The organism is Pseudomonas sp. Pseusp15, assembly GCF_059492165.1.
In genome coordinates this window covers 3,913,396-3,936,808 of record NZ_CP168523.1, presented here as the reverse complement: position 1 = coordinate 3,936,808, position 23,413 = coordinate 3,913,396, and the positions used below count along the sequence as shown (strand labels likewise).

The window sequence follows — 23,413 nt, the reverse complement described above, 5'->3', positions numbered from 1 at the left end:
CGGGCAAGCCACGCTCCCACAGGATCACGCTATACCTGTGGGAGCGGGCTTGCCCGCGAAAGCTATCTGGTGATCACCACCACTGCGCGCGATGGGCGCCCAGTTCCCCGGCCGGCAGCGCCCATTGCAGTGGTGTCCCGGTGATCTTCAACGGCACCTGTAACCGATGGGCCGGTCCCCACGGCGTTTGCTCAATCAACATCCCTTGATCGTGGTCATCCTCTGCGCGCAACGGCTCGTTGGTTCCGGCGCCATGTTCGATCAACAGCTTCGCCGTCCGTGCCAGCGACAGCCGCGCAGAGCCACCGTGCCCCAATAGCTTGATTGCACTGGCCGCCATCAAATACCCGGTGGCGTGATCAAGGGCCTGGACCGGCAGCGGTGTCGGTTTATCCGCCTTCTTCCAGTGCATGCCCGCGTCGGCAATCCCGCTGCTCATCTGCACCAGGCTGTCGAAGCCGCGACGGTTCTGCCAAGGGCCGCTCCAGCCGTAAGCGTTGAGGCAAACATCGATCAGGCCCGGGGCCAGTGCCTGGCGTTGGGCGATGCCGTAACCCAGGCGTTCCAAGGCATCGGCGCGGTAGCCGTGGAGCAGGATGTCGGCGTCCTTGAGCAGGCTTTCGAACACCGCGCGATCGGCTTTGTCGTGCAGATCCAGGCGCGCACAGCGTTTGCCCAAGGTGACTTCCGGCACCACGCCCGGTTCGTTCCAGGTCGGTGGGTCGATGCGCAGCACGTCGGCGCCGAGCCCGGCGAGGAGGCGGCTGGCGATCGGGCCGGCGAGCACTCGCGTGAGGTCCAGTACCTTGATTCCGGCCAGCGGTTGCGCCACCGAGCCTTGCCACGGTTTGGCGGTTTGGTTGCCATCGACGCTGAACTGAATCAACGGCTCGGCGTTCACGGCCCGACCTTGGGGGTGAGCTTGCCATTGCTTCCAGCTGCGCATCTCGGCGGCGCAACCACCGGCCTCGACCACCGCTTGTTCCAGATCGCTTTTCGCCCACTGAGCCACTTTGCTCGCCATCGCTGCGCGGTCGGCACAGGCGCCGAGCACTGACTCAGCAGCGGCGCGGTGATGGGGCGCGTTGGTGTGCAGGCGGATCCAGCCGTCCTTGGTCGCGTAGTCACCGGCGACCGGATCCCACAACGGCGGGACGCTCCAGCCCACGGGGCGGATCGAGGTGGCGAACCAGAACGACGCCAGGCGGCGGTCAACTTCAAGGCTGGGCAAACGACCGGTTTGCCGGTGCAGCAGTTCGCTGGCGGCCTGGCCGGCGGCAGCAATGCTGGCGCAGGCCAGATCGGTCACGGCAAATGCCGAGGGCAGGGCGCCGCTCGAGGTGAACGGGATTGGGGTGTGAGGCAAGCCGAGTGCGGCTTGAATGGACGTGAGTAAATCAGTCATCGAAGGCCCTCCGGAGCGAGAGCCCGAGCATAGTTCAAAAAGACGGCTCGGCCAGATGAAATCCTGTAGAGAGAGCGGTGCGGCGCTCCGACTTGCCCGCGAAGTCGTTGACCGTGTTGCGACCTTCGCGGGCAAGCCTCGCTCCTACGGGGATATGCATTCCCGTGGGAGCGAGCCTGTTGTCACAGAGGATTTATGCCAGCGCTTTACCCACGCCCCTGCAGATAGGTCGCGTAATCCGGGATGCGGTGTTCGTGAGCCTGATCCATCAACGGGCTGCTGAGCAGGTAGTCGGCGCTGCATTCGTTGCAGGCCACGGGGATGTTCCACACCGCCGCGACCCGCAGTAATGCCTTGATGTCCGGGTCGTGGGGTTGCGGTTCGAACGGGTCCCAGAAGAACACCAGCATGTCGACGCGCTGCTCGGCGATTTGCGCGCCGAGTTGCTGGTCGCCGCCCAGTGGACCGCTGATCATGCTTTCCACCGGCAGGCCGAGGCGTTGTTGCAACAACAACCCCGTGGTGCCGGTGGCGACCAGTTCATGCTGCGCGAGTTTGTCTTTCTGCCGCTCGGCCCAGTCCAGCAAAAACACTTTGCAGTGGTCATGGGCGACCAGGGCGATACGCTTGCGCGCTGCCATGGTCTTTTGCGTAAAGCTGATACCGATCATCGGTTGCTGCTCCACGGTTTACTCGGCGTTGCAGAGCGCCAGGCAGTTATCGAGCATGCGGTTGGAGAAGCCCCACTCGTTGTCGTACCAGGCCAGCACTTTGAGCAGCTTGCCGCTGGACTTGGTGTGGTTGGCGTCGAAGATCGACGACAGCGGGTTGTGGTTGAAGTCGCTGGATACCAGCGGCAGGGCGTTGTAGCCGAGAATCTTCGAGTGTTGGCTGGCTTGTTTGAGCAGCGCATTCACTTCATCGGCCGACGCTTCGCGCTTGAGCTGCACGGTCAGGTCCACCAGCGACACGTTGATCACCGGAACACGCACCGCCATGCCGGTCAGTTTGCCCGCCAGTTCTGGCAGCACCAGGCCTACCGCTTCAGCGGCGCCGGTCTTGCTCGGGATCATGTTCTGGGTGGCGGAACGGGCGCGGTACGGGTCGGTGTGGTAGACGTCGGTCAGGTTCTGGTCGTTGGTGTAGGCATGGATGGTGGTCATCAGACCGCTTTCGATGCCCAGCTCGCGGTGCAGCACCTGGGCCACCGGGGCCAGGCAGTTGGTGGTGCACGAGGCGTTGGAGATGATCTGGTGCGACTGGCGCAGAATGTCGTGGTTAACCCCATAAACCACAGTGGCGTCGGCGCCTTTGGCCGGGGCCGAGATGATCACTTTACGTGCGCCGGCCGTAATATGGGCGGCGGCTTTGGCACGGTCGGTGAACAGACCAGTGCATTCGAATACGACGTCGACCTTCTCCGCGGCCCAAGGCAATTCGGCCGGGTTGCGAATGGCGCTGACCGAAATACGGTCGCCGTTGACGGTCAGGCTTTCCTGATCGTGCTGGACATCGGCATCGAATGTGCCGTGAACGGTGTCGTATTTCAGGAGGTGAGCATTCATCGAGCTGTCGCCCAGGTCGTTGATTGCCACGATCTGCAGATCCTGGCGATAGCCTTGGGTATACAGTGCGCGCAGGACATTACGGCCGATACGGCCAAAACCATTGATTGCGATTCGAAGAGTCATTTACAGCGCCGCCGTCGTTTTGTTGTTGGAATTACAAGATTATTCGCAAAAAAATAGAAAACAAGCCTTTTTAGTGGCAATATTTTGTTTTATCTACAACGAGTGACCTGAATCAACTGGTCCGAATGATCAAGAAAGCCGTCTGTCATCCCGATCACAACGGCGTTTGATCAGCATAGACAATCAGGTCGCCACATCCGTTAGCCTGGAGTTCTACACATGCATCCCCGCGTCCTTGAGGTCACCGAACGGCTTATCGCCCGCAGCCGCGCCACACGTGAGGCTTACCTTGCATTGATCCGTGGCGCCGCCAGTGACGGCCCGATGCGTGGCAAGCTGCAATGCGCCAACTTCGCCCACGGCGTGGCCGGATGTGGCAGCGACGACAAGCACAGCTTGCGGATGATGAACTCCGCCAACATCGCAATTGTTTCGTCATATAACGACATGCTCTCGGCGCACCAGCCGTACGAAGTCTTTCCTGAACAGATCAAAAAAGCCCTGCGCGAAATCGGCTCCGTCGGCCAGTTCGCCGGTGGCACCCCAGCCATGTGCGATGGCGTGACCCAGGGCGAGCCAGGCATGGAACTGAGCCTGCCGAGCCGTGAAGTGATCGCGTTGTCCACCGCCGTGGCGCTGTCCCACAACATGTTCGACGGCGCGCTGATGCTCGGCATCTGCGACAAGATCGTGCCGGGCCTGATGATGGGCGCGTTGCGTTTCGGTCATCTGCCGATGATTTTCGTGCCGGGCGGGCCGATGGTGTCGGGCATCTCCAACAAGCAGAAAGCCGATGTGCGTCAGCGCTACGCCGAAGGCAAGGCGACCCGCGAAGAGCTGCTGGAATCGGAGATGAAGTCCTACCACAGCCCTGGCACCTGCACGTTCTACGGCACCGCCAACACCAACCAGTTGCTGATGGAAGTCATGGGCCTGCACTTGCCGGGCGCCTCGTTCGTCAACCCGAACACCCCGTTGCGCGATGCGCTGACCCGCGAAGCGGCGCATCAGGTCACTCGCCTGACCAAGCAGAATGGCAACTTCCTGCCGATCGGCGAAATCGTCGACGAGCGTTCGCTGGTCAACTCGATCGTGGCCCTGCACGCCACCGGCGGTTCGACCAACCACACCTTGCACATGCCGGCCATCGCCATGGCCGCGGGCATCCAGTTGACCTGGCAGGACATGGCCGACCTCTCCGAGGTGGTGCCGACCCTGAGCCACGTGTACCCGAACGGCAAAGCCGACATCAACCACTTCCAGGCAGCGGGCGGCATGTCGTTCCTGATCCGCGAACTGCTGGAAGCCGGCCTGCTCCACGAAAACGTCAACACCGTGCTCGGCCACGGCCTGAGCCGCTACACCAAAGAGCCGTTCCTCGAAAACGGCGAGCTGGTCTGGCGCGAAGGCCCGATCGAAAGCCTCGACGAAAACATCCTGCGCCCAGTGGCTCGGGCATTCTCGGCAGAGGGTGGCTTGCGCGTGATGGAAGGCAACCTCGGCCGTGGTGTGATGAAGGTCTCGGCGGTCGCCCTGGAAAACCAGGTCGTCGAAGCCCCGGCCATGGTGTTCCAGGATCAACAGGACCTGGCCGATGCGTTCAAGGCCGGTTTGCTGGAGAAGGATTTTGTCGCGGTAATGCGCTTCCAGGGCCCGCGCTCCAACGGCATGCCGGAACTGCACAAGATGACGCCGTTCCTCGGTGTGTTGCAGGACCGTGGCTTCAAAGTTGCGTTGGTGACTGACGGGCGCATGTCCGGCGCCTCGGGGAAAATCCCGGCGGCGATCCACGTCAGCCCCGAAGCTTATGTGGGCGGCGCTTTGGCACGGGTGCGTGAGGGCGATATCATCCGCGTCGATGGCGTCAAAGGCACCCTGGAGCTTAAGGTGGACGCCGAAGAATTCGCAGCACGCGAGCCGGCCAAAGGTCTGTTGGGCAACAACATCGGCACCGGTCGCGAACTGTTTGGTTTCATGCGCATGGCCTTCAGCTCCGCAGAGCAAGGCGCCAGCGCCTTTACTTCTGCCCTGGAGACGCTTAATTGAAACTGGCTTTGGTCGGTGACATCGGTGGGACCAACGCACGTTTCGCGTTGTGGAAAAACCAGCAGCTGGAATCGGTCCAGGTGCTGGCGACGGCAGACCACGCCAGCCCGGAAGAAGCGATTGCGCTGTACCTGAACGGGCTCGGCCTGGCGCCGGGTTCGATCGGTTCGGTGTGCCTGTCGGTGGCCGGCCCTGTGAGCGGTGACGAATTCAAGTTCACCAACAATCACTGGCGGCTCAGTCGCAAGGGTTTCTGCAAGACCTTGCAGGTGGATCAACTGCTGCTGGTCAACGATTTCTCGGCCATGGCGCTGGGCATGACCCGCTTGCAGCCGGGCGAGTTCCGGGTGGTCTGCGAAGGCACGCCGGAACCGTTGCGGCCAGCGGTGGTGATCGGTCCGGGCACGGGGCTGGGCGTAGGCACGTTGCTCGATCTGGGCGAGGGCCGTTTTGCCGCGTTGCCGGGGGAGGGTGGTCACGTCGATCTGCCGCTGAGCAGCCCGCGAGAAACCCAGCTGTGGCAACACATCTACAACGAGATCGGCCATGTCAGCGCTGAAACGGCGTTGAGCGGCAGTGGTTTGCCGCGAGTGTACCGGGCGATCTGCGCGGTGGATGGCCACACGCCTGTGCTCGACACGCCTGAGGCGATCACGGCGGCCGGGCTGGCGGGTGATCCGATTGCCCTGGAAGTGCTCGAGCAGTTCTGCTGCTGGCTCGGCCGCGTGGCCGGCAACAATGTGCTGACCACCGGTGCACGGGGTGGTGTGTACATCGTTGGTGGAGTGATTCCACGGTTTGCCGACTTTTTCGTTAAAAGCGGTTTCGCCCGGTGCTTTGCCGACAAGGGTTGCATGAGCGATTACTTCAAGGGCATTCCGGTGTGGCTGGTGACAGCGCCGTATTCCGGCCTTGTTGGCGCGGGTGTGGCGCTGGAGCAGGCCTGAGACCGCGTCACCTCATTCGCGGGCAAGCCTCGCTCCTACAAGGAATGTCACGAACCCTGTAGGAGCGAGGCTTGCCCGCGAAGAGGCCGGAACAGACAACATAGATCCATGATCGATCAGGCATAATCCTCCCTAACACAAACAACAAGGACGCCGCCCCGTGAGCTCAGTCAACAAGTCGATTTTGTTGGTCGATGACGATCAAGAGATACGCGAGTTGCTGGACACCTACCTGACCCGTGCCGGTTTCCAGGTCCGCACCACGCCCGATGGCGCAGGCTTTCGTCAGGCGCTGAACGAGGCGCCGAGCGATCTGGTGATCCTCGACGTGATGCTGCCGGACGAAGACGGTTTCAGCCTCTGCCGCTGGATCCGCCAGCACCCGCGCCAGGCCCACGTGCCGATCATCATGCTCACCGCCAGTTCCGATGAGGCTGACCGCGTCATCGGCCTGGAACTGGGCGCCGACGACTACCTCGGCAAACCCTTCAGCCCCCGTGAATTGCAGGCGCGGATCAAAGCCTTGTTGCGTCGCGCGCAGTTCGGTCAGGAGCGTTCCGGCGGTGAAGTGCTGGCCTTCGACGACTGGCGGCTGGACATGGTCAGCCATCGGCTGTTCCATACCGACGGCGAGGAAGTGATTCTCTCCGGCGCCGATTTCGCCCTGCTGAAACTGTTCCTCGATCACCCCCAGGAAATCCTCGACCGCGACACCATTGGCAACGCCACCCGTGGCCGTGACCTGATGCCGCTCGATCGCATCGTCGACATGGCGGTCAGCCGTTTGCGCCAGCGTCTGCGCGACACCGAAAAACCGCCGCGGCTGATCCGGACGGTGCGTGGCAGCGGCTACCAATTGGCAGCCAACGTGGTTGCCGGCAATGGTCACTGAGTTCCTGCGCAAGCTCGCCGGGCGCGTGCCGGTGCCGCGCTCGCTGCTCGGGCGCATGTTGCTGCTGACCCTGTTGGCGGTGCTGTTCGCCCAGACGCTGTCGAGCGTGATCTGGGTTTCGCAATTGCGTGCCACCCAGCTCGAAGGCCTGGTCACCAGCGCCCGCAGCCTGGCCCATTCGATGACGGCCAGCGTCAGCTATTTCCGTTCGTTGCCGGTGGCGTTCAGGCCGCTGGTGCTCGACCAGTTGCGCAGCATGGGCGGCACCCGGTTCGTGGTGACCCTCAACGACAAACCCTTGGGCATGGAAGTGCTGCCGATCACGCCGCGCAAAGAAGCGGTGCTCAAAGCGGTGGACGAGGTGCTGCGCCAGTCGCTGGGCCAGGACGCCGATATTTCGGTGACGTTCGTCAGCCCCGAAGACCTGCGGATCTTCAATAGCGGGCTGAAACTCGATGAATTGCCACGCTCCTGGGCGCACTACGCGTTGACCCTGGAGCCAGTGAATCCACCGGTACTGGTCACGCAAATCCAGATGGCGCCGGGGGAATGGCTGTACATCGCTTCGCTGTTGCCCGAGCCCTACACCAGTCTCGAAGAGCAAGGCCTGCCGGCACAGCAAGTCTGGTTCATCGTACTCACCAGCGGCTTCTTGCTCCTGTTCATCGGCCTGCTGGTGCACTGGCAGAGCCGGCCACTCAAGCGGTTGGCGCGGGCGGCGCGGGACATGTCCTTGGGCGCCGATGTCGAACCGGTCGCTCAGGGCGGCGGCAGTGAAGTGGTGGAAGTCGGTCGCGCGTTCAATGCAATGCGTGAACGCATCAGCCGTTACCTGACTGAGCGCAGCCAGTTGTTCAGCGCGATTTCCCATGACTTGCGCACACCGATCACTCGGCTGCGACTGCGGGTTGAATTGCTTGAAGACGAAAAGCTGCAAGCCAAGTTCGGACGTGATCTGGATGAGCTGGAGTTGTTGGTCAAGGGCGCGCTGCAATGCGTGAAAGACACCGACATCCACGAAAACATCGAGCAGGTGGACCTCAATCATGTGCTCGACTGCCTGGTGGAACCGTATCTGGCGCCCAACGGCAATGGCCGCGTGACTCAGCAGGGGCGGGCGCTGGCGCCGTATCCCGGCAAGCCACTGGCGCTCAAGCGCTGCATCGGCAACCTGATCGACAACGCTTTGAAGTACGGGCAGAACGCGCATCTGCACATCGATGACGACGAGAGCGCGTTCGTCCTGCATGTCGACGACGAAGGTCCGGGTGTGCCGGAGCAGCGGCTGGAGCAAGTGTTCGAGCCGCACTTCCGCCTGGCCGGGCAGCAACAGGGTTATGGCCTGGGGCTGGGGATTGCCCGCAACATCGCCCATAGCCATGGCGGCGAAGTCAGCCTGCAAAACCTGCGTGAAGGCGGGTTGCGCGTGACGTTGCAGTTGCCGCGACCAATGGATTGACACTGCCCCTGTGGCGAGGGAGCTTGCTCCCGTTGGACTGCGCAGCAGTCCCTCTTTCAGGGCCGCTCCGCGCCCCAACGGGAGCAAGCTCCCTCGCCACAATTAACCACTCACTTCAAAATCAGGGTGAATGTCACAGGTCGGTGACATAACGCTCCCCCTTCGTTACCTGCCCGCCACCGACCGTTGTTTAGACTGGTCCCAGTCATAACAACAAAAAAAGGTACCGCATGGACACCTTCCAACCCGCCTTCAGCAGTTGGCTGAACGCGCCTGCCCATCAGCAATGGCTCGCCGCCGAAGGCCTGCGCTTGTTGGCATTTGCCAGGGCTTCAAAGCTTCCCGAAGGTTTCGGCAACCTTGATGAAAAGGGGCGCCTGGCGGTCAACGCGCAAGCCGAAACCATGAACACCGCGCGCATGACCCACAGCTTCGCCATGGCCCACATCCAGGGTTTGCCGGGGTTCGCCGAGCTGGTGGATCACGGCATCAAAGCCCTCAGCGGGCCGCTGCGTGACGCCGAACACGGTGGCTGGTTCGCCACGCCCGAACACCGCGACGGCAATACCGGCAAAGCCGCTTACCTGCATGCCTTCGTGGCGTTGGCCGCGAGTTCTGCGGTGGTTGCCCAGCGTCCCGGTGCGCAAGCCTTGCTCGATGATGCGATCCACATCATCGACAGCCATTTCTGGAGCGAGGAGGAGGGCGCCATGCGCGAGTCCTTCAACCGCGACTTCAGTTGCGAGGAGGCCTATCGCGGCGCCAACAGCAACATGCACGCCACCGAAGCTTTCCTCGCCCTGGCCGATGTCACCGAGGACCACCGCTGGCTGATTCGCGCGCAGCGCATCGTCGAGCGTGTCATTCACGAACACGCCGCCGCCAACGATTACCTGGTGGTCGAGCATTTCGACCGCGACTGGCAGCCGCTGCGCGACTACAACCACGACAATCCGGCCGACGGTTTCCGCCCTTACGGCACCACGCCAGGTCATGGTTTCGAATGGGCGCGGTTGTTACTGCACCTTGAAGCGGCGCGGGTACAGGCCGGGATGCTCACGCCGGGCTGGCTGGCCACCGATGCGCAAAAACTCTTCGAGCATAATTGCCGTCACGGCTGGGACGTCGACGGTGTGCCGGGCATTGTCTACACCCTCGACTGGGACAATCGCGCGGTGGTTCGTCATCGTTTGCACTGGACTCATTGCGAAGCCAGCGCCGCCGCCAGTGCGCTGCTAAAACGCACCGGTGATGAGCAATACGAGCGTTGGTACCGACTGTTCTGGGAATTTTGTGACAGTCATTTCATCGACCGCTGCGATGGCAGCTGGCATCACGAGCTCGATCCGCTGAACCGCCCGAGCGCCGATATCTGGGCCGGTAAACCTGACCTGTATCACGCCTGGCAGGCTGTATTGATCCCGCGCCTGCCGCTGGCGCCGAGCATGGCCAGTGCGCTGGGGCAGTTGTCCCAGAGCGCTGCTGTGTAACCAGTCATGTAACCATGTGGTGACATTCGAACGTCCCTTCGTTACCTGCGAAGGTATGACTCCTGTTTAGAATCCATGCAGCGCAAGCACCAGACTTGCATGCATAACAACAAGAAAGGTACTACTAGATGAATGCGATTTCTCGCCTCGCTACTGTCATTTCTCTCGCTTCACTGCTTCCCGTTGCAGCATTCCCGCTCAGTGCCCTGGCCGCCGATTCCAAAGGTTCGGTGGAAGTCGTTCACTGGTGGACGTCTGGTGGTGAAAAAGCGGCTGTCGATGTGCTCAAGGCTCAAGTCGAAAAAGACGGTTTCACCTGGAAAGACGGCGCAGTCGCCGGCGGTGGCGGTGCCACGGCCATGACCGTACTCAAAAGCCGCGCCGTGGCCGGTAACCCGCCGGGTGTAGCGCAGATCAAAGGTCCGGACATTCAGGAATGGGCGTCTACCGGTCTGCTCGATACCGACGTCTTGAAAGACGCTGCCAAAGCTGAGAAGTGGGACAGCCTGCTCGACAAGAAAGTCTCCGATACCGTGAAGTACGACGGTAACTATGTGGCCGTGCCGGTGAACATTCACCGCGTCAACTGGTTGTGGATCAATCCGGAAGTCTTCAAGAAAGCCGGCATCGAAAAAGCGCCAACCACCCTTCAGGAATTCTACGCGGCCGGTGACAAGCTCAAGGCTGCGGGCTTCATCGCGCTTGCCCACGGTGGCCAGCCTTGGCAAGACAGCACCGTGTTCGAAGCGGTGGTCCTCTCGGTCATGGGCGTCGATGGCTACAAGAAAGCCCTGGTCGATCTGGATAACGCGGCGCTGACCGGTCCTGACATGGTCAAGGCGCTGACCGAGCTGAAGAAAGTCGCGACCTACATGGACGCTGACGGCAAAGGCCAGGACTGGAACCTGGAGGCGGCCAAGGTCATCAACGGCAAGGCCGGCATGCAGATCATGGGTGACTGGGCCAAGAGCGAGTGGACAGCGGCCAAGAAAGTCGCCGGCAAGGATTACGAATGCGTAGCCTTCCCGGGCACCGACAAGGCCTTCACCTACAACATCGACTCGCTGGCCGTGTTCAAGCAGAAAGACAAGGGCACTGCTGCAGCTCAGCAGGACATTGCCAAGATCGTGCTGGGTGAGAACTTCCAGAAAGTCTTCAGCATCAACAAGGGTTCGATCCCGGTTCGAAACGACATGCTGAGTGACATGGGCAAGTACGGTTTCGACTCCTGCGCCCAGACGGCTGCCAAAGACTTCCTGGCGGACGCCAAGACCGGTGGCTTGCAGCCGAGCATGGCGCACAACATGGCGACCACGCTGGCGGTACAGGGTGCTTTCTTTGATGTCGTGACCAACTTCATCAACGATCCGAAAGCCGATCCTGCCACTGCCGCCAAGCAACTCGGCACTGCCATTAAAGCGGCCAAGTAATGCTTGGCCTGTAGGAGCCGGCTTGCTGGCGATAGCGATGTGTCATTCAACGCAGATGTCGACTGACACACCGCCTTCGCCAGCAAGCCGGCTCCTACAGGGGACCTGCCCGAATTCTCTCTCTCTTCGTACTGGATCTTCCCATGAGTTCTGTTGCTGTGTTCAGCAAGGCCTCGCCGTTCGATGCGCTGCAGCGCTGGCTCCCCAAGCTGGTGCTGGCGCCGAGCATGTTCATTGTTCTGGTGGGGTTCTATGGCTATATCCTGTGGACCTTCGTCCTGTCGTTCACCACTTCGACCTTCCTGCCGACTTACAAATGGGCGGGTCTGGCGCAGTACCAGCGGCTGTTCGACAACGATCGCTGGTGGGTAGCGAGCAAGAACCTGGCGCTTTTCGGCGGCATGTTCATCGGTATCACCCTGGTGATCGGTGTGTTGCTGGCGGTGTTTCTTGATCAGCGCATTCGTCGCGAAGGTTTCATTCGCACCATTTACCTGTACCCGATGGCGCTTTCGATGATCGTCACCGGTACTGCCTGGAAATGGCTGCTCAACCCGGGCATGGGCCTGGACAAATTGCTGCGTGACTGGGGCTGGGAAGGCTTTCGCCTGGACTGGCTGATCGATCCGGATCGCGTTGTGTACTGCCTGGTGATCGCGGCGGTATGGCAAGCCTCGGGCTTTATCATGGCGATGTTCCTCGCCGGCCTGCGTGGCGTTGATCAATCGATCATCCGTGCCGCCCAGATCGATGGCGCGAGCATGCCGCGCATTTACCTGAAAGTGGTGTTGCCGAGCCTGCGCCCGGTGTTCTTCAGCGCAGTGATGATCCTGGCCCACATCGCTATCAAGAGTTTCGACCTGGTAGCGGCAATGACCGCCGGTGGCCCGGGTTATTCCTCCGATCTGCCTGCGATGTTCATGTATTCCTTCACCTTCAGTCGCGGCCAGATGGGCATGGGCTCGGCCAGTGCGATTCTGATGCTCGGTGCGATTCTCGCGATCATCGTGCCTTACCTGTACTCCGAGCTGAGGGCCAAACGTCATGACTAGTTTCGCTGCCAAACCTGCCATCAGCCTGAGTCGCATCGCGATCTATGGCGTGCTGCTCCTTGCGGTATTGCTGTACCTGATACCGCTGGTGGTCATGCTGTTGACCAGTTTCAAGACGCCTGAAGACATCAACTCCGGCAACCTGCTGAGCTGGCCGACCGTGGTCAGCGGTATTGGCTGGATCAAGGCCTGGGGCACGGTTGACGGGTACTTCTGGAACTCGATCAAGATCACCGTTCCGGCGGTAATGATCTCCACGGCCATCGGTGCGTTGAACGGCTATGTGCTGTCGATGTGGCGCTTTCGCGGGTCGCAGTTGTTCTTCGGCCTGCTGCTGTTCGGTTGCTTCCTGCCATTCCAGACGGTCCTGCTGCCGGCCTCGTTCACCCTCGGCAAGATGGGCCTGGCCAGCACGACGACAGGCCTGGTGTTCGTGCACGTGGTCTACGGCCTGGCGTTCACCACACTGTTTTTCCGTAACTACTACGTCAGTGTTCCCGATGCACTGGTGAAGGCAGCGCGGCTCGATGGCGCGGGGTTCTTCACCATCTTCCGCTTGATCATTTTGCCGATGTCCACCCCGATCATCATGGTCTGCCTGATCTGGCAGTTCACCCAGATCTGGAACGACTTCCTGTTCGGCGTGGTGTTCTCCAGCGGTGACTCGCAACCCATTACGGTGGCGTTGAACAACTTGGTCAACACCAGTACCGGGGCCAAGGAATACAACGTTGATATGGCGGCGGCAATGATCGCCGGGCTGCCGACCCTGCTGGTCTATGTGGTCGCAGGTAAGTATTTCGTGCGCGGGCTGACGGCCGGCGCAGTCAAGGGGTAATCATGGCTACGCTCGAACTTCGCAATGTAAACAAAACCTATGGCCCCGGCCTGCCGGACACCCTCAAGAACATCGAGCTGTCGATCAAGGACGGTGAGTTCCTGATTCTTGTAGGCCCTTCGGGTTGCGGTAAATCGACCCTGATGAATTGCATCGCCGGCCTTGAGACCATCACCGGCGGCGCGATCATGATCGGTGACCAGGACGTCAGCGGCATGAGCCCCAAAGACCGCGACATCGCCATGGTGTTCCAGTCCTACGCGCTGTACCCGACCATGAGCGTGCGCGAAAACATCGCGTTCGGTTTGAAGATCCGCAAGATGCCTGCCGCCGACATCGACGCGGAAGTCGCTCGCGTGGCCAAGCTGTTGCAAATCGAACACCTGCTCAACCGCAAGCCGGGTCAGCTCTCCGGTGGTCAGCAACAGCGCGTGGCCATGGGCCGGGCGTTGGCGCGTCGGCCGAAGATCTACCTGTTCGACGAACCGCTGTCCAACCTCGACGCCAAGCTGCGGGTCGAGATGCGCACCGAAATGAAACTGATGCACCAGCGCCTGAAAACCACCACGGTCTACGTGACCCACGACCAGATCGAAGCGATGACCCTGGGCGACAAAGTGGCGGTGATGAAGGACGGGATCATCCAGCAGTTCGGTACGCCGAAAGACATCTACAACAACCCGGCCAACCTGTTCGTGGCGAGCTTCATCGGTTCGCCGCCGATGAACTTCATCCCCCTGCGTTTGCAGCGCAAGGACGGCCGTCTGTTGGCGTTGCTCGACAGTGGTCAGGCGCGCTGCGAATTGCCGCTGGGCATGCAGGACGCCGGGCTCGAAGACCGCGAAGTGATCCTCGGCATGCGCCCGGAGCAAATCGTGCTGGCGAACGGCGAAGCCAACGGCCTGCCGACCATCCGCGCCGAAGTGCAGGTCACCGAACCGACCGGTCCCGACACCCTGGTATTCGTCAATCTCAACGACACCAAGGTCTGCTGCCGTCTGGCACCGGACGTCGCACCAGCCCCGGGCGAGACCCTGACGCTGCAATTCGATCCATCGAAAGTGCTGCTGTTCGATGCCAAGACCGGTGAGCGTCTGGGCGTTGCCGGCCTGCCAAAAACCGAAGCTCACAGCGCCAACGTGGCCCAGTTCAAAGGCCGCTGAAGATCAAATGTGGGAGCGAGCAAGCCCGCTCTCACAGGGGGGATTAGTGGCGGATGGAGACATCCGTCGCAATCGATGTAAACCGCGTTAGATAAAAACAGTTAATAACAATAAAACGAGGATGTAGGGATGAAGAAGAAGAACAACGCTCAGCTGATCTGCCAATTGTCAGCGGTTGCGGCGATGATGCTGGCCGGTAGCGTACACGCGGCTGACGCGTTCAGTGCCGATTCCCAGTGGATGACGGGGGACTGGGGTGGCGAGCGGACCAAGCTGATCGAGCAAGGTATCGACATCAAGGCCGACTATGTCGGTGAAGTGGGCGCCAACCTGCACGGCGGCTACAACGACGACAAAACGGCGCGTTACGCCGACCAGTTTGGTCTGGGCGTGGCGCTGGACCTGCAAAAACTGTGGGGCTGGGATAACACCCAGGCCAAGATCCAGCTCACCAACCGTAACGGTCAGAACATCTCCAATGACCGTGTCGGCGACCCGCGTGCCGGCACCTTGAGCTCCTCCCAGGAAGTCTACGGCCGTGGCCACATGGTCCGTCTGACCCAGCTGTGGATCAAGCACCAGTTCCTCGACGGGAAACTGGACGTCAAGGCTGGTTACTTCGGCGAAGGCGAAGACTTCAACACCTTCCCTTGCGAGTTCCAGAACCTGGCATTCTGCGGTTCCCAGGCGGGTAACTGGGCGACCGGTATCTGGTACAACTGGCCGGTCATGCAGGCAGCGGTTCGCGTGAAGTACAACATCACGCCTGAGTTCTATGCGCAGATCGGCGCGTACAACCAGAACCCATCGCAACTTGAGCACGGTAACGGTTTCAAGCTCAGCGGCAGTGGCACCAAGGGCACCGTCTTGCCGGTTGAATTGGTCTGGTCGCCGAAGGTTAACAACCTGCCGGGCGAATACCGTGTCGGTTACTACAAGAGCACGGCCGACGCCAATGACGTCCGTAAAGACGACAACGGCAATGATGCAGCGACCACCGGCAATGCCTATCGCAGCCATGACAGCAAGCACGGCTACTGGTTCGTGGCGCAGCAACAACTGACCACCCATAACGGTGATGCTTCGCGCGGTCTGAACATCGCGGCCAACGCCACCTTCCACGACAAGGACACCAACTTCGTCGACAACTACCAGTCGCTGATGTTTGTTTACAAGGGCCCGTTCGATGCGCGTCCAAAAGACGACGTCGGGATCGGTTTCTCCCGTATCCATGTCAACGATGACGTGAAGAAAAACTCCGAGTTGGTCAACGCCGCCAATGGTGTCACCGACTACAACGATCCACTGTTCGCGCCACTGCGCAGCACCGAGTACAACTACGAGATCAACTACGGTTTCCACGTTACCAACTGGCTGACGGTGCGTCCTAACTTGCAATACATCACTCACCCGGGTGGTGTGGATGAAGTTGATAACGCGCTGGTCGCCGGCCTGAAAATTCAGTCGGTGTTCTAACGCTGTTGCGATAAGCTCCTCTCTATGTGCGCATATTTGCGGACGGCCATGGCTGTCCGCTTTTTTTTGGGGGTGGCGCACCCTCGGGTGACAGATGATTTTCAGGACCGTGGCACATGCTTGAGCATCCGCTACAACGCTTCTTCAAATCCTTGCGCGAACGTCCGGTGTTTGCGTGGGAGCGCTATCAGATGCGCGACGTGCTGGTGATCGACCATCCGCTGTGTCAGGCGGTGTTCAGTCGTCAGGGCGCGCAGTTGTTGCACTTCCAGCCAAAGGGTCAGAAACCCTGGTTGTGGTGCGCGGCGAAATGGCCGCACGTGGGTGCGATTCGCGGCGGCGTGCCGGTGTGCTGGCCGTGGTATGGCCGCCACCCAAGCGAAAACGCCTGGCCGTCCCATGGTTGGGCGCGCCTGCTCGACTGGAAGCTGCTCGACAGCAGCAGTGACGACGATGGCGTGCGCCTGCACTGGCAGTTACAGCTGTGCGACTGGCAAGTGGACTTGCATGCGCACCTGGGCGAACGCATGGATTTGCACCTGAGCACCGAGCATCAGGACGACATGCCGTGCCAGTTGAGTCAGGCGTTGCACGCCTATTGGCGTATTGGTGATGTCGGTGAGATAGCGCTGTCTGGGCTCGAAGGAGCGCAAGGTTACGACCAGTTGAACCGCCAGGCTTGCCAACAGGAAGGCGAGTTGCGGGTCGACGGTGGGTGTCAGCGCGTGTTCCAGCATGACGGCGAACTGCAGCTCAAGGACCACGCCTGGCAGCGCGAACTGTGCATCGACACCGGTGATCATGCGGACACGGTGGTCTGGCATCCCGGCTCGCGGCCATTACTGGGCGTGAGCTGGAACGAGATTTCCGAGTTCGTCTGTGTGGAAGCGGCCAGCGGCGGCACCGACAGCCTGTGCCTGGCGCCGGGGGAGCGGGCGCATTTGAGTTTGCAGGCGCGGGTTGGGGCGTAGCCGATGCGCACAACCTTTGTGGCGGTGCGGCGTTCCGACAAGCCCCTTCGCCACAGTGGGTTAATTAAACTCATCCCCAATCGGATACCGACTGGCATTGAGGCTTTCCTTGATCTTGCGCAAATGCGGCTGGAAGTCCACGCCTCGGCGCAAGGTCATGCCGGTGGCGAGCACATCGAGCACGGTCAGCTGAATGATCCGCGAGGTCATCGGCATGTAAATGTCGGTGTCTTCCGGCAACGGAATGTTCAGGCTCAAGGTACTGGCCTTGGCCAGCGGCGAACCTTCGGCCGTCAGCCCCAGCACCGAAGCGCCGTTTTCCCGGGCGATGCGCGCCACTTCCACCAATTCGCGGGTGCGGCCGGTGTAGGAGATGATCACGAACAACTCACCGGTGTGGGCCACCGAGGCAATCATGCGTTGCATCAGCACATCGGCATGGGCGGTCACTGCCAGGTTGAAGCGGAAGAACTTGTGCTGCGCATCCAGTGCCACCGGGGCCGAGGCGCCGAGGCCGAAGAAGTGGATCTGCCGGGCCTGGATCAACAGGTCGACGGCGCGGCTGATCAGGTTCGGGTCCAGTGCCTGGCAGGCGCTGTCCAGGGACGCGATGGCGCTGCCGAAGATCTTCTGGGTGTAAGCCTCGGGGTTGTCGTCGGCTTCCACCGCACGGCTGACATACGCCGCGCCGCTGGCCAGGCTCTGGGCCAGCTGCAGTTTCAGTTCAGGGTAGCCGCTGACACCGAATGAGCGGCAGAAACGGTTGACCGTCGGCTCACTGACCGACGCGGCCTGGGCGAGGGCGGCGATGCTGAACCGGGTCGCCTGCTGTGGGTTGAGCAGGATCACTTCGGCGACTTTGCGTTCTGCCTTGTTCAGGTCTTCGAGGCGACTCTGGATCTGTTCCAGTAAATTTCGCACGCGGTCCATATGGGTTCCTAAATTCACCTGCGCAAACAAGCGCTCGGCTATGCAAATTGGGCCTTTGATACGGCCCATAACGGTGGCCTATCCTACTGATGGCTCCGACCGACCACCACTCGGAATCTATATTTTGCGAAAATGTTGTGGTTATTACTACATTTTCCCTTGAGTGATGCCTTGAAAAAAGGTATTTGTAGCTTAACTTGATAAAAGAACAAACATCATGCCTTCGATTACGGTTGAACCGTGCACCTTTGCCTTGTTCGGCGCTCTCGGCGATCTCGCCCTGCGCAAGCTGTTTCCTGCCCTTTATCAACTCGATGGTGCCGGCCTGCTTCATGAGGATACGCGCATTATCGCACTGGCCCGTGAACCTGGCAGCGAGCAGCAGCATCTGGCGTTCATCGCCACCGAGTTGCGTCGCTACGTGGGCGCCAAAGAGCTGGATGAAGCCGTGCTCGAGCGCTTCCTGGCCCGGTTGAGTTACCTGCATGTCGACTTCCTCAAGGCTGACGATTACGTCGCCCTGGCCGAGCAGGCCGGCAGTGCCCAGCGGGTGATTGCCTACTTCGCCACGCCGGCGGCGGTTTACGGTGCTATTTGCGAGAACCTGTCGAAGGTCGGCCTGACCGAAAACACCCGCGTGGTGCTGGAAAAACCCATCGGTTCTGACCTGGAATCCTCGCGCAAGGTCAACGACGCCGTGGCGCAGTTCTTCCCGGAGAACCGCACCTACCGTATCGACCACTACCTGGGCAAAGAGACCGTACAAAACCTGATCGCCCTGCGTTTCGCCAACAGCCTGTTCGAAACCCAGTGGAACCAGAATTACATCTCCCACGTGGAAATCACCGTGGCCGAGCAGGTCGGGATCGAAGGCCGTTGGGGTTACTTCGACAAGGCCGGCCAGCTACGGGACATGATCCAGAATCACCTGTTGCAGTTGCTGTGCCTGATCGCCATGGACCCGCCGGCCGACTTGTCCGCCGACAGCATCCGCGACGAGAAAGTCAAAGTGCTCAAGGCACTGGCGCCGATCAGCCCGGAAGGCCTGACCACTCAAGTGGTGCGCGGCCAGTACATCGCCGGTCACAGCGAAGGCAAGTCGGTGCCGGGGTATCTGGAGGAGCCTAACTCCAACACCCAGAGCGACACCGAAACCTTCGTTGCCCTGCGTGCCGACATTCGCAACTGGCGTTGGGCCGGCGTACCGTTTTACCTGCGCACCGGTAAGCGCATGCCGCAGAAGCTGTCGCAGATCGTCATCCACTTCAAGGAACCGTCGCACTACATCTTCGCCCCCGAGCAGCGCTTGCAGATCAGCAACAAACTGATCATCCGCCTGCAACCGGACGAAGGCATTTCCTTGCGCGTGATGACCAAGGAACAAGGCCTGGACAAGGGCATGCAGTTGCGCAGCGGTCCGTTGCAGCTGAATTTTTCCGACACCTGGCGCAGCGCACGGATTCCCGATGCCTACGAGCGGTTGTTGCTGGAAGTGATGCGTGGCAATCAGAACCTGTTTGTCCGTAAAGATGAAATCGAAGCCGCGTGGAAGTGGTGTGACCAGTTGATTGCCGGGTGGAAAAAGTCCGGTGATGCGCCCAAGCCGTACGCGGCCGGGTCCTGGGGGCCGATGAGTTCCATTGCACTGATCACGCGGGACGGGAGGTCGTGGTATGGCGATATCTGAATTGAAACTGCCTCAGGGCGTCAGCGCCCATGAGTTCAAAAAACCGATGCTGCTGGCCGAAGGCCTGGCATTGGCAGTGGCCAAACAACTGAGCGACGCGATTGCCGCACAAGGCACAGCGACGCTGGTGGTGTCCGGTGGGCGCAGCCCGGTGGCATTTTTCCAGCACCTGGCCAAGCAGGCGCTGGACTGGTCGAAGGTGGTGGTCAGCCTGGCTGACGAGCGCTGGGTGCCGGTGGAGCATGCCGACAGTAATGCCGGTCTGCTCAAGCGTTACCTGTTGCAAGGTCCGGCGGCCAAGGCCCAGTTCCTGAGCCTCTACAGTGCCACCGCCAACCTGGAGCAGGCCGCCGAGCAGGCTGATCGCTTGCTCGCCGAATTGCCGGCGATCGATGTGCTGGTGCTGGGCATGGGCGACGACGGTCACACCGCATCACTGTTCCCCAACAGCCCGAACCTGGCCGACGCCTTGAAAGTCGACGGCACTCGTCGTTGCTGGCCGATGCTGGCGCCGACCGTGCCGCGTCAGCGCCTGACCATGAGTCGCGCGCTGCTGGCTTCGGCCAGGCACATCGTTCTATCGATTTCCGGTCAGTCCAAGTTGACCACCCTGAGCGCCGCACTGGCCGGTGACGATGTCGCCGCCATGCCGATTCGGGCGTTTCTGCAACCTACGTTAGAGATTTACTGGTGCCCATGAACCAAGGATCAGCCGCTATGACAAACACATCCCCGACCGTTTCCATGGCGGACAAAGTTGCCCTGATCGACAGCCTCTGCGCCAAGGCGCGGATCCTGCCGGTGATCACCATCGCTCGCGAACAGGACGTGCTGCCGTTGGCCGACGCCCTGGCCGCCGGTGGCCTCACGGCGCTGGAAGTGACCCTGCGTTCGCAGTTCGGCCTCAAGGCCATCCAGATCCTGCGCGAAAAGCGTCCGGAACTGGTGACCGGTGCCGGTACGGTGCTTGATCGCAGCATGCTGGCCGCTGCCGAAGCCGCCGGTTCACAATTCATCGTGACGCCGGGCATCACCCGTGACTTGCTCGAAGCCAGTGTCGCCAGCCCGATTCCGCTGTTGCCGGGCATCAGCAACGCCTCCGGCATCATGGAAGGCTATTGCCTGGGTTATCGCCGCTTCAAGCTGTTCCCGGCGGAAGTCAGCGGCGGCGTCGCGGCCATCAAGGCCCTGGGCGGCCCGTTCGGCGAAGTTAAATTCTGCCCGACCGGCGGCGTCAGCCCGGCCAACATCAAGAGCTACATGGCGTTGAAGAACGTGATGTGCGTGGGCGGTAGCTGGATGCTTGACCCCGAGTGGATCAAGAACGGCGACTGGGCCCGCATCCAGGAGTGCACCGCCGAGGCGTTGGCGCTGCTGGACTGATCTGATTTACCGGATATACCGGATTTACCAAACACTTCGTTGTGTGTTCTACGGCTTTACGGTGCGCTTGGTCGGTGCACCGTTTTTTTTTGCCTGGTGAAAATCCCCATGACTGTCGAAATGCTCTTTTTAGGATCGACATCACGCGATACATAGTTACCGCATCTCGCCGCACGTCCAGCGTTAATCTGCGTTCATCTTATGGAAGAGAGAACGTCATGGACGACAACACCTCGGCTGCACCCCCACTACCGGTTTATCAACTGTCACCCGAGCAGATCGCCGGTCCGTATTTTCGAAATCCAAAACTGATCAGGCGAAACGTCAGCGAAGGCATGGACGGCATTCCCTTGGTGCTGCGGCTCACGATCGTCGATGCCATGACCGGTCAACCGGTTACCGGGGCATTGGTCGATATCTGGCATTGCAATGCGCGCGGGGCGTATTCGGGCTGGAGCAAGGTCAACCCGGACAAGGAAGTCGATGTGGATGATATCGGGTCGATCCCGCGCACCGACGACGACACCTACCTGCGTGGTGGGCAATTCACCGACAAAATGGGCATCGTGCGGTTTACCACTATTTATCCGGGGTTCTATGCCGGCCGCGCTTTGCATATTCACGTCGCGGTACGCATCACAGCCGGTAATAACTATCTGGAAGAGCGGCACGTCGCCTGGGTCGGCCAGCTTTACTTTCCCGAGGTCGCATCAAGGTCGGTGCTCAATGCCCGTGAGTACAGCGGTCGAGCCGTCTCACCGCTGACCAATGCGCAGGATATGTTTTATCAGCGCATGGGCGGCGAGGCCTCGACCCTGAATATTCACACCATCGGTCGAGACTCGAATGAGGACGGCTTTTTCGGGCACATGACCATCGGTGTCGACACGTTTGCGGTGTCATCGCAAATCAAGCCCGAGGACTTTGATAAATACACTGTGTGACGTCAGCGCAATTCGTTCAACGCCCGGGCCAGTACATCCATGTCCGCTGCCATGGTCGTGAGCCCCGGTGTGATGCGGATGCACGGGCCACACGCCGCGCCGCTGCGCGCCACGGTAAACAGGTTGTAGTCGTTGAGCAGGCGCTCGACCATCGCCTGTTGGTCGGCATGCCGGGTAAAGCGCATCGAGGTGATGCCGCAATACAGGCGCGGGTCATCCGGGGTCAGGACTTCGATCCCCGGTAACTCCCGAACGGCATCGACCCAGCGGTTGCGCAGGTAATTGAGCCGAGCGCCCTTGGCGACGGAACCGCCCATGGCCTGATGCTCTTCGAACACCAGCGGCAGGGTCAGCAGGGCCGGGATGTTCGGGGTGCTGTATGGCGTGCGGGCGCGAATGTCGGTGTCAGGGAAATGCATCTCGCCCATGTCCGGGTCGATGTCGGCCAGGCGCTCGGGCGCGATGTAAATGAAGCCGAGAGTCAGCGGCGCACCGATCCATTTGTGCAGGTTGTAGCCGGCGAAGGCGATGCCCAGTTCATCGAGGTTGAACTCGATCTGGCCCAGAGCATGGGCGCCGTCAAGGATCACATCGATGCCATGCTTCTTGGCGGCAGCGGCGATCGCCTGCACCGGCATTACCAGACCGGTGCGATGGGTGACGTGGGTCAGGGCCATCAACTTCAGTCGCGGATAACGTGTGAAAGCTTCGCGGTACGTGGCCAGCAAGCTGTCGAAACTGGCGGGGCGACGGTGCTCGATCTCGATTACTTCCACGCCTCGATAGCGGGCCAGCCAACGCATTGCGCTCTTGACCGTGTCGTACTCCAGATCGCACAGCAGGACCTGATCGCCCGGTTCCAGGCGATTGTAGTTGCGGATCAGCGACTGCAAGCCGTCCGAGGCGTTGCGGGTGAAGGCGACGGCTTCGGCCGGGGCGCCGATCAGTTTGGCCAGCTGCGCGCGAATCTTGACGCTTTCGCCCTGTTCGAAGCGCTGGCGCACATGCACCGAGTTGCCGCGGTTGATGAGCTCGATGTTGCGTTGATACTCCTCGACCACGGTGCGTGACATGCGCCCGAAGTAACCGTTCTCCAGGTTCAGGGGGCCGGGTTCGACAGCGTAGCGGTCGGCAAAGGTCTGCCAAAAGGCTTCATCACGGGCACGGCGGGTGTTATCGGGCATGGGCGACTCGGTGCGATAGGGCGGTTCAGTGACGAGGGGCAGGTTTGCCGTGCTTGGCGCGCAGCGGTTCGAGCAGTTCCGACAGGCCGTTGTGGTCGATTTCCTGCATCAAGGCCAGCAACCCGCCCAGTTCCCCGTGAGGGAAACCTTCGCGAGCGAACCAGTTCAGGTACTGACCGGGCAGGTCGGCGATGATACGGCCCTTGTATTTGCCGAAGGGCATCTCGCGGGTAATCAGCAGTTCGAGCTTTTCGGGATTCATCATCAGTCGTCTTGATTTAGAACAGTCTGGAAAATACAGGCATTCTGCATGCAGGCCAATTGACAGATCATGCAAAAAAAGCGGATACAGATTTCGACTAAAGATTAAATCATTGAAATATAAGTAAAAAATTTCAATTCGAAGCTGGCATGCAGGGTGCAAC

General features: G+C 60.7%; 21 protein-coding genes. 15 read left to right on the top strand and 6 right to left on the bottom strand.

Going from position 1 to position 23,413, the window contains the following annotated elements; all coding sequences use genetic code 11:
- Positions 1-73: 73 nt before the first annotated feature.
- The 3 genes from ACEN8R_RS17890 to gap all read right to left on the bottom strand — a co-directional run bounded on the left by ACEN8R_RS17890 (position 74) and on the right by gap (position 3,096).
- Complete coding sequence (locus ACEN8R_RS17890; protein WP_495624234.1) at positions 74-1,405, bottom strand: CoA transferase; 1,332 nt, start codon at positions 1,403-1,405, stop codon at positions 74-76.
- A 206-nt stretch (positions 1,406-1,611) separates the two neighbouring features.
- Positions 1,612-2,076 carry a methylglyoxal synthase gene (locus ACEN8R_RS17885; RefSeq protein WP_349746590.1) on the bottom strand — a complete coding sequence of 155 codons (465 nt, stop codon included), beginning with the start codon at positions 2,074-2,076 and terminating at the stop codon, positions 1,612-1,614.
- A gap of 18 nt (positions 2,077-2,094) precedes the next feature.
- On the bottom strand, positions 2,095-3,096 hold the full coding sequence (gene gap / locus ACEN8R_RS17880; RefSeq protein WP_007934706.1) for a type I glyceraldehyde-3-phosphate dehydrogenase: 1,002 nt from the start codon (positions 3,094-3,096) through the stop codon (positions 2,095-2,097).
- A gap of 219 nt (positions 3,097-3,315) precedes the next feature.
- Here gap and edd point away from each other — a divergent pair, with 219 nt between their 5' ends.
- The 11 genes from edd (at position 3,316) to ACEN8R_RS17825 (ending at position 16,860) form a co-directional block, all read left to right on the top strand.
- Positions 3,316-5,142, top strand: coding sequence for a phosphogluconate dehydratase (gene edd, locus ACEN8R_RS17875; protein ID WP_019581468.1), 1,827 nt, complete (start codon positions 3,316-3,318; stop codon positions 5,140-5,142).
- Entirely contained in the window at positions 5,139-6,089 is a 951-nt protein-coding gene (locus ACEN8R_RS17870; RefSeq protein WP_086944506.1) for a glucokinase, read from the top strand. Before edd ends, ACEN8R_RS17870 begins: the two co-directional genes overlap by 4 nt.
- 160 nt (positions 6,090-6,249) lie before the next feature.
- Positions 6,250-6,981: a response regulator gene (locus ACEN8R_RS17865; protein ID WP_007934711.1), complete on the top strand. Its 732-nt coding sequence runs from the start codon at positions 6,250-6,252 to the stop codon at positions 6,979-6,981.
- Positions 6,971-8,440 (top strand): ATP-binding protein, encoded by a 1,470-nt coding sequence (locus ACEN8R_RS17860; protein ID WP_086944507.1) that lies wholly within the window; start codon positions 6,971-6,973, stop codon positions 8,438-8,440. The genes ACEN8R_RS17865 and ACEN8R_RS17860 overlap by 11 nt, the downstream gene beginning before the upstream one ends.
- Before the next feature lie 230 nt (positions 8,441-8,670).
- Positions 8,671-9,930, top strand: coding sequence for a D-mannose isomerase (locus ACEN8R_RS17855; RefSeq protein ID WP_495624233.1), 1,260 nt, complete (start codon positions 8,671-8,673; stop codon positions 9,928-9,930).
- 128 nt (positions 9,931-10,058) lie between these two features.
- Positions 10,059-11,360 carry an ABC transporter substrate-binding protein gene (locus ACEN8R_RS17850; protein ID WP_064616384.1) on the top strand — a complete coding sequence of 434 codons (1,302 nt, stop codon included), beginning with the start codon at positions 10,059-10,061 and terminating at the stop codon, positions 11,358-11,360.
- Positions 11,361-11,503: 143 nt separating this feature from the next.
- Positions 11,504-12,412 carry a carbohydrate ABC transporter permease gene (locus ACEN8R_RS17845; RefSeq protein WP_018926470.1) on the top strand — a complete coding sequence of 303 codons (909 nt, stop codon included), beginning with the start codon at positions 11,504-11,506 and terminating at the stop codon, positions 12,410-12,412.
- Positions 12,405-13,250 carry a carbohydrate ABC transporter permease gene (locus tag ACEN8R_RS17840; RefSeq protein WP_019581464.1) on the top strand — a complete coding sequence of 282 codons (846 nt, stop codon included), beginning with the start codon at positions 12,405-12,407 and terminating at the stop codon, positions 13,248-13,250. The genes ACEN8R_RS17845 and ACEN8R_RS17840 overlap by 8 nt, the downstream gene beginning before the upstream one ends.
- A 2-nt stretch (positions 13,251-13,252) precedes the next feature.
- The gene (locus ACEN8R_RS17835) at positions 13,253-14,413 is read left to right on the top strand and encodes an ABC transporter ATP-binding protein (protein WP_018926468.1); all 1,161 of its coding nucleotides are present in this window, start codon (positions 13,253-13,255) and stop codon (positions 14,411-14,413) included.
- Between the two features lie 129 nt (positions 14,414-14,542).
- The gene (locus ACEN8R_RS17830; RefSeq protein WP_018926467.1) at positions 14,543-15,889 is read left to right on the top strand and encodes a carbohydrate porin; all 1,347 of its coding nucleotides are present in this window, start codon (positions 14,543-14,545) and stop codon (positions 15,887-15,889) included.
- A gap of 116 nt (positions 15,890-16,005) precedes the next feature.
- The gene (locus tag ACEN8R_RS17825; protein ID WP_064616385.1) at positions 16,006-16,860 is read left to right on the top strand and encodes a D-hexose-6-phosphate mutarotase; all 855 of its coding nucleotides are present in this window, start codon (positions 16,006-16,008) and stop codon (positions 16,858-16,860) included.
- Between the two features lie 60 nt (positions 16,861-16,920).
- Here the strand turns inward: ACEN8R_RS17825 and ACEN8R_RS17820 are convergent, their stop codons facing one another.
- A complete protein-coding gene (locus ACEN8R_RS17820) occupies positions 16,921-17,781 on the bottom strand; it encodes a MurR/RpiR family transcriptional regulator (protein WP_172901244.1) in 861 nt (286 codons plus the stop codon).
- 226 nt (positions 17,782-18,007) lie between these two features.
- Here ACEN8R_RS17820 and zwf point away from each other — a divergent pair, with 226 nt between their 5' ends.
- The 4 genes from zwf (at position 18,008) to ACEN8R_RS17800 (ending at position 21,804) form a co-directional block, all read left to right on the top strand.
- Positions 18,008-19,477, top strand: a complete 1,470-nt coding sequence (gene zwf / locus ACEN8R_RS17815) for a glucose-6-phosphate dehydrogenase (RefSeq protein ID WP_018926464.1) — start codon at positions 18,008-18,010, stop codon at positions 19,475-19,477.
- Positions 19,464-20,177 (top strand): 6-phosphogluconolactonase, encoded by a 714-nt coding sequence (gene pgl / locus ACEN8R_RS17810; RefSeq protein ID WP_111454767.1) that lies wholly within the window; start codon positions 19,464-19,466, stop codon positions 20,175-20,177. Before zwf ends, pgl begins: the two co-directional genes overlap by 14 nt.
- A gap of 17 nt (positions 20,178-20,194) precedes the next feature.
- Complete coding sequence (locus ACEN8R_RS17805; RefSeq protein WP_018926462.1) at positions 20,195-20,860, top strand: bifunctional 4-hydroxy-2-oxoglutarate aldolase/2-dehydro-3-deoxy-phosphogluconate aldolase; 666 nt, start codon at positions 20,195-20,197, stop codon at positions 20,858-20,860.
- Between the two features lie 218 nt (positions 20,861-21,078).
- Complete coding sequence (locus ACEN8R_RS17800) at positions 21,079-21,804, top strand: intradiol ring-cleavage dioxygenase (RefSeq protein WP_495007612.1); 726 nt, start codon at positions 21,079-21,081, stop codon at positions 21,802-21,804.
- 2 nt (positions 21,805-21,806) lie between these two features.
- Here the strand turns inward: ACEN8R_RS17800 and ACEN8R_RS17795 are convergent, their stop codons facing one another.
- Together ACEN8R_RS17795 and ACEN8R_RS17790 are read right to left on the bottom strand one after the other, a co-directional pair.
- Complete coding sequence (locus tag ACEN8R_RS17795; RefSeq protein ID WP_495624232.1) at positions 21,807-22,988, bottom strand: aminotransferase class V-fold PLP-dependent enzyme; 1,182 nt, start codon at positions 22,986-22,988, stop codon at positions 21,807-21,809.
- Positions 22,989-23,013: 25 nt separating this feature from the next.
- Positions 23,014-23,250 (bottom strand): DUF3820 family protein, encoded by a 237-nt coding sequence (locus ACEN8R_RS17790; RefSeq protein WP_007949456.1) that lies wholly within the window; start codon positions 23,248-23,250, stop codon positions 23,014-23,016.
- Between the last annotated feature and the right edge of the window lie 163 nt (positions 23,251-23,413).

Bases quoted from the DNA above. Each gene is read 5' to 3' on its own strand.
- ACEN8R_RS17890 (WP_495624234.1), bottom strand. From the start codon at position 1,405: ATGACTGATTTACTCACGTCCATTCAAGCCGCACTCGGCTTGCCTCAC.
- ACEN8R_RS17885 (WP_349746590.1), bottom strand. From the start codon at position 2,076: ATGATCGGTATCAGCTTTACGCAAAAGACCATGGCAGCGCGCAAGCGT.
- gap (WP_007934706.1), bottom strand. From the start codon at position 3,096: ATGACTCTTCGAATCGCAATCAATGGTTTTGGCCGTATCGGCCGTAAT.
- edd (WP_019581468.1), top strand. From the start codon at position 3,316: ATGCATCCCCGCGTCCTTGAGGTCACCGAACGGCTTATCGCCCGCAGC.
- ACEN8R_RS17860 (WP_086944507.1), top strand. From the start codon at position 6,971: ATGGTCACTGAGTTCCTGCGCAAGCTCGCCGGGCGCGTGCCGGTGCCG.
- ACEN8R_RS17855 (WP_495624233.1), top strand. From the start codon at position 8,671: ATGGACACCTTCCAACCCGCCTTCAGCAGTTGGCTGAACGCGCCTGCC.
- ACEN8R_RS17850 (WP_064616384.1), top strand. From the start codon at position 10,059: ATGAATGCGATTTCTCGCCTCGCTACTGTCATTTCTCTCGCTTCACTG.
- ACEN8R_RS17845 (WP_018926470.1), top strand. From the start codon at position 11,504: ATGAGTTCTGTTGCTGTGTTCAGCAAGGCCTCGCCGTTCGATGCGCTG.
- ACEN8R_RS17840 (WP_019581464.1), top strand. From the start codon at position 12,405: ATGACTAGTTTCGCTGCCAAACCTGCCATCAGCCTGAGTCGCATCGCG.
- ACEN8R_RS17835 (WP_018926468.1), top strand. From the start codon at position 13,253: ATGGCTACGCTCGAACTTCGCAATGTAAACAAAACCTATGGCCCCGGC.
- ACEN8R_RS17830 (WP_018926467.1), top strand. From the start codon at position 14,543: ATGAAGAAGAAGAACAACGCTCAGCTGATCTGCCAATTGTCAGCGGTT.
- ACEN8R_RS17825 (WP_064616385.1), top strand. From the start codon at position 16,006: ATGCTTGAGCATCCGCTACAACGCTTCTTCAAATCCTTGCGCGAACGT.
- zwf (WP_018926464.1), top strand. From the start codon at position 18,008: ATGCCTTCGATTACGGTTGAACCGTGCACCTTTGCCTTGTTCGGCGCT.
- pgl (WP_111454767.1), top strand. From the start codon at position 19,464: ATGGCGATATCTGAATTGAAACTGCCTCAGGGCGTCAGCGCCCATGAG.
- ACEN8R_RS17805 (WP_018926462.1), top strand. From the start codon at position 20,195: ATGACAAACACATCCCCGACCGTTTCCATGGCGGACAAAGTTGCCCTG.
- ACEN8R_RS17800 (WP_495007612.1), top strand. From the start codon at position 21,079: ATGGACGACAACACCTCGGCTGCACCCCCACTACCGGTTTATCAACTG.
- ACEN8R_RS17795 (WP_495624232.1), bottom strand. From the start codon at position 22,988: ATGCCCGATAACACCCGCCGTGCCCGTGATGAAGCCTTTTGGCAGACC.
- ACEN8R_RS17790 (WP_007949456.1), bottom strand. From the start codon at position 23,250: ATGAATCCCGAAAAGCTCGAACTGCTGATTACCCGCGAGATGCCCTTC.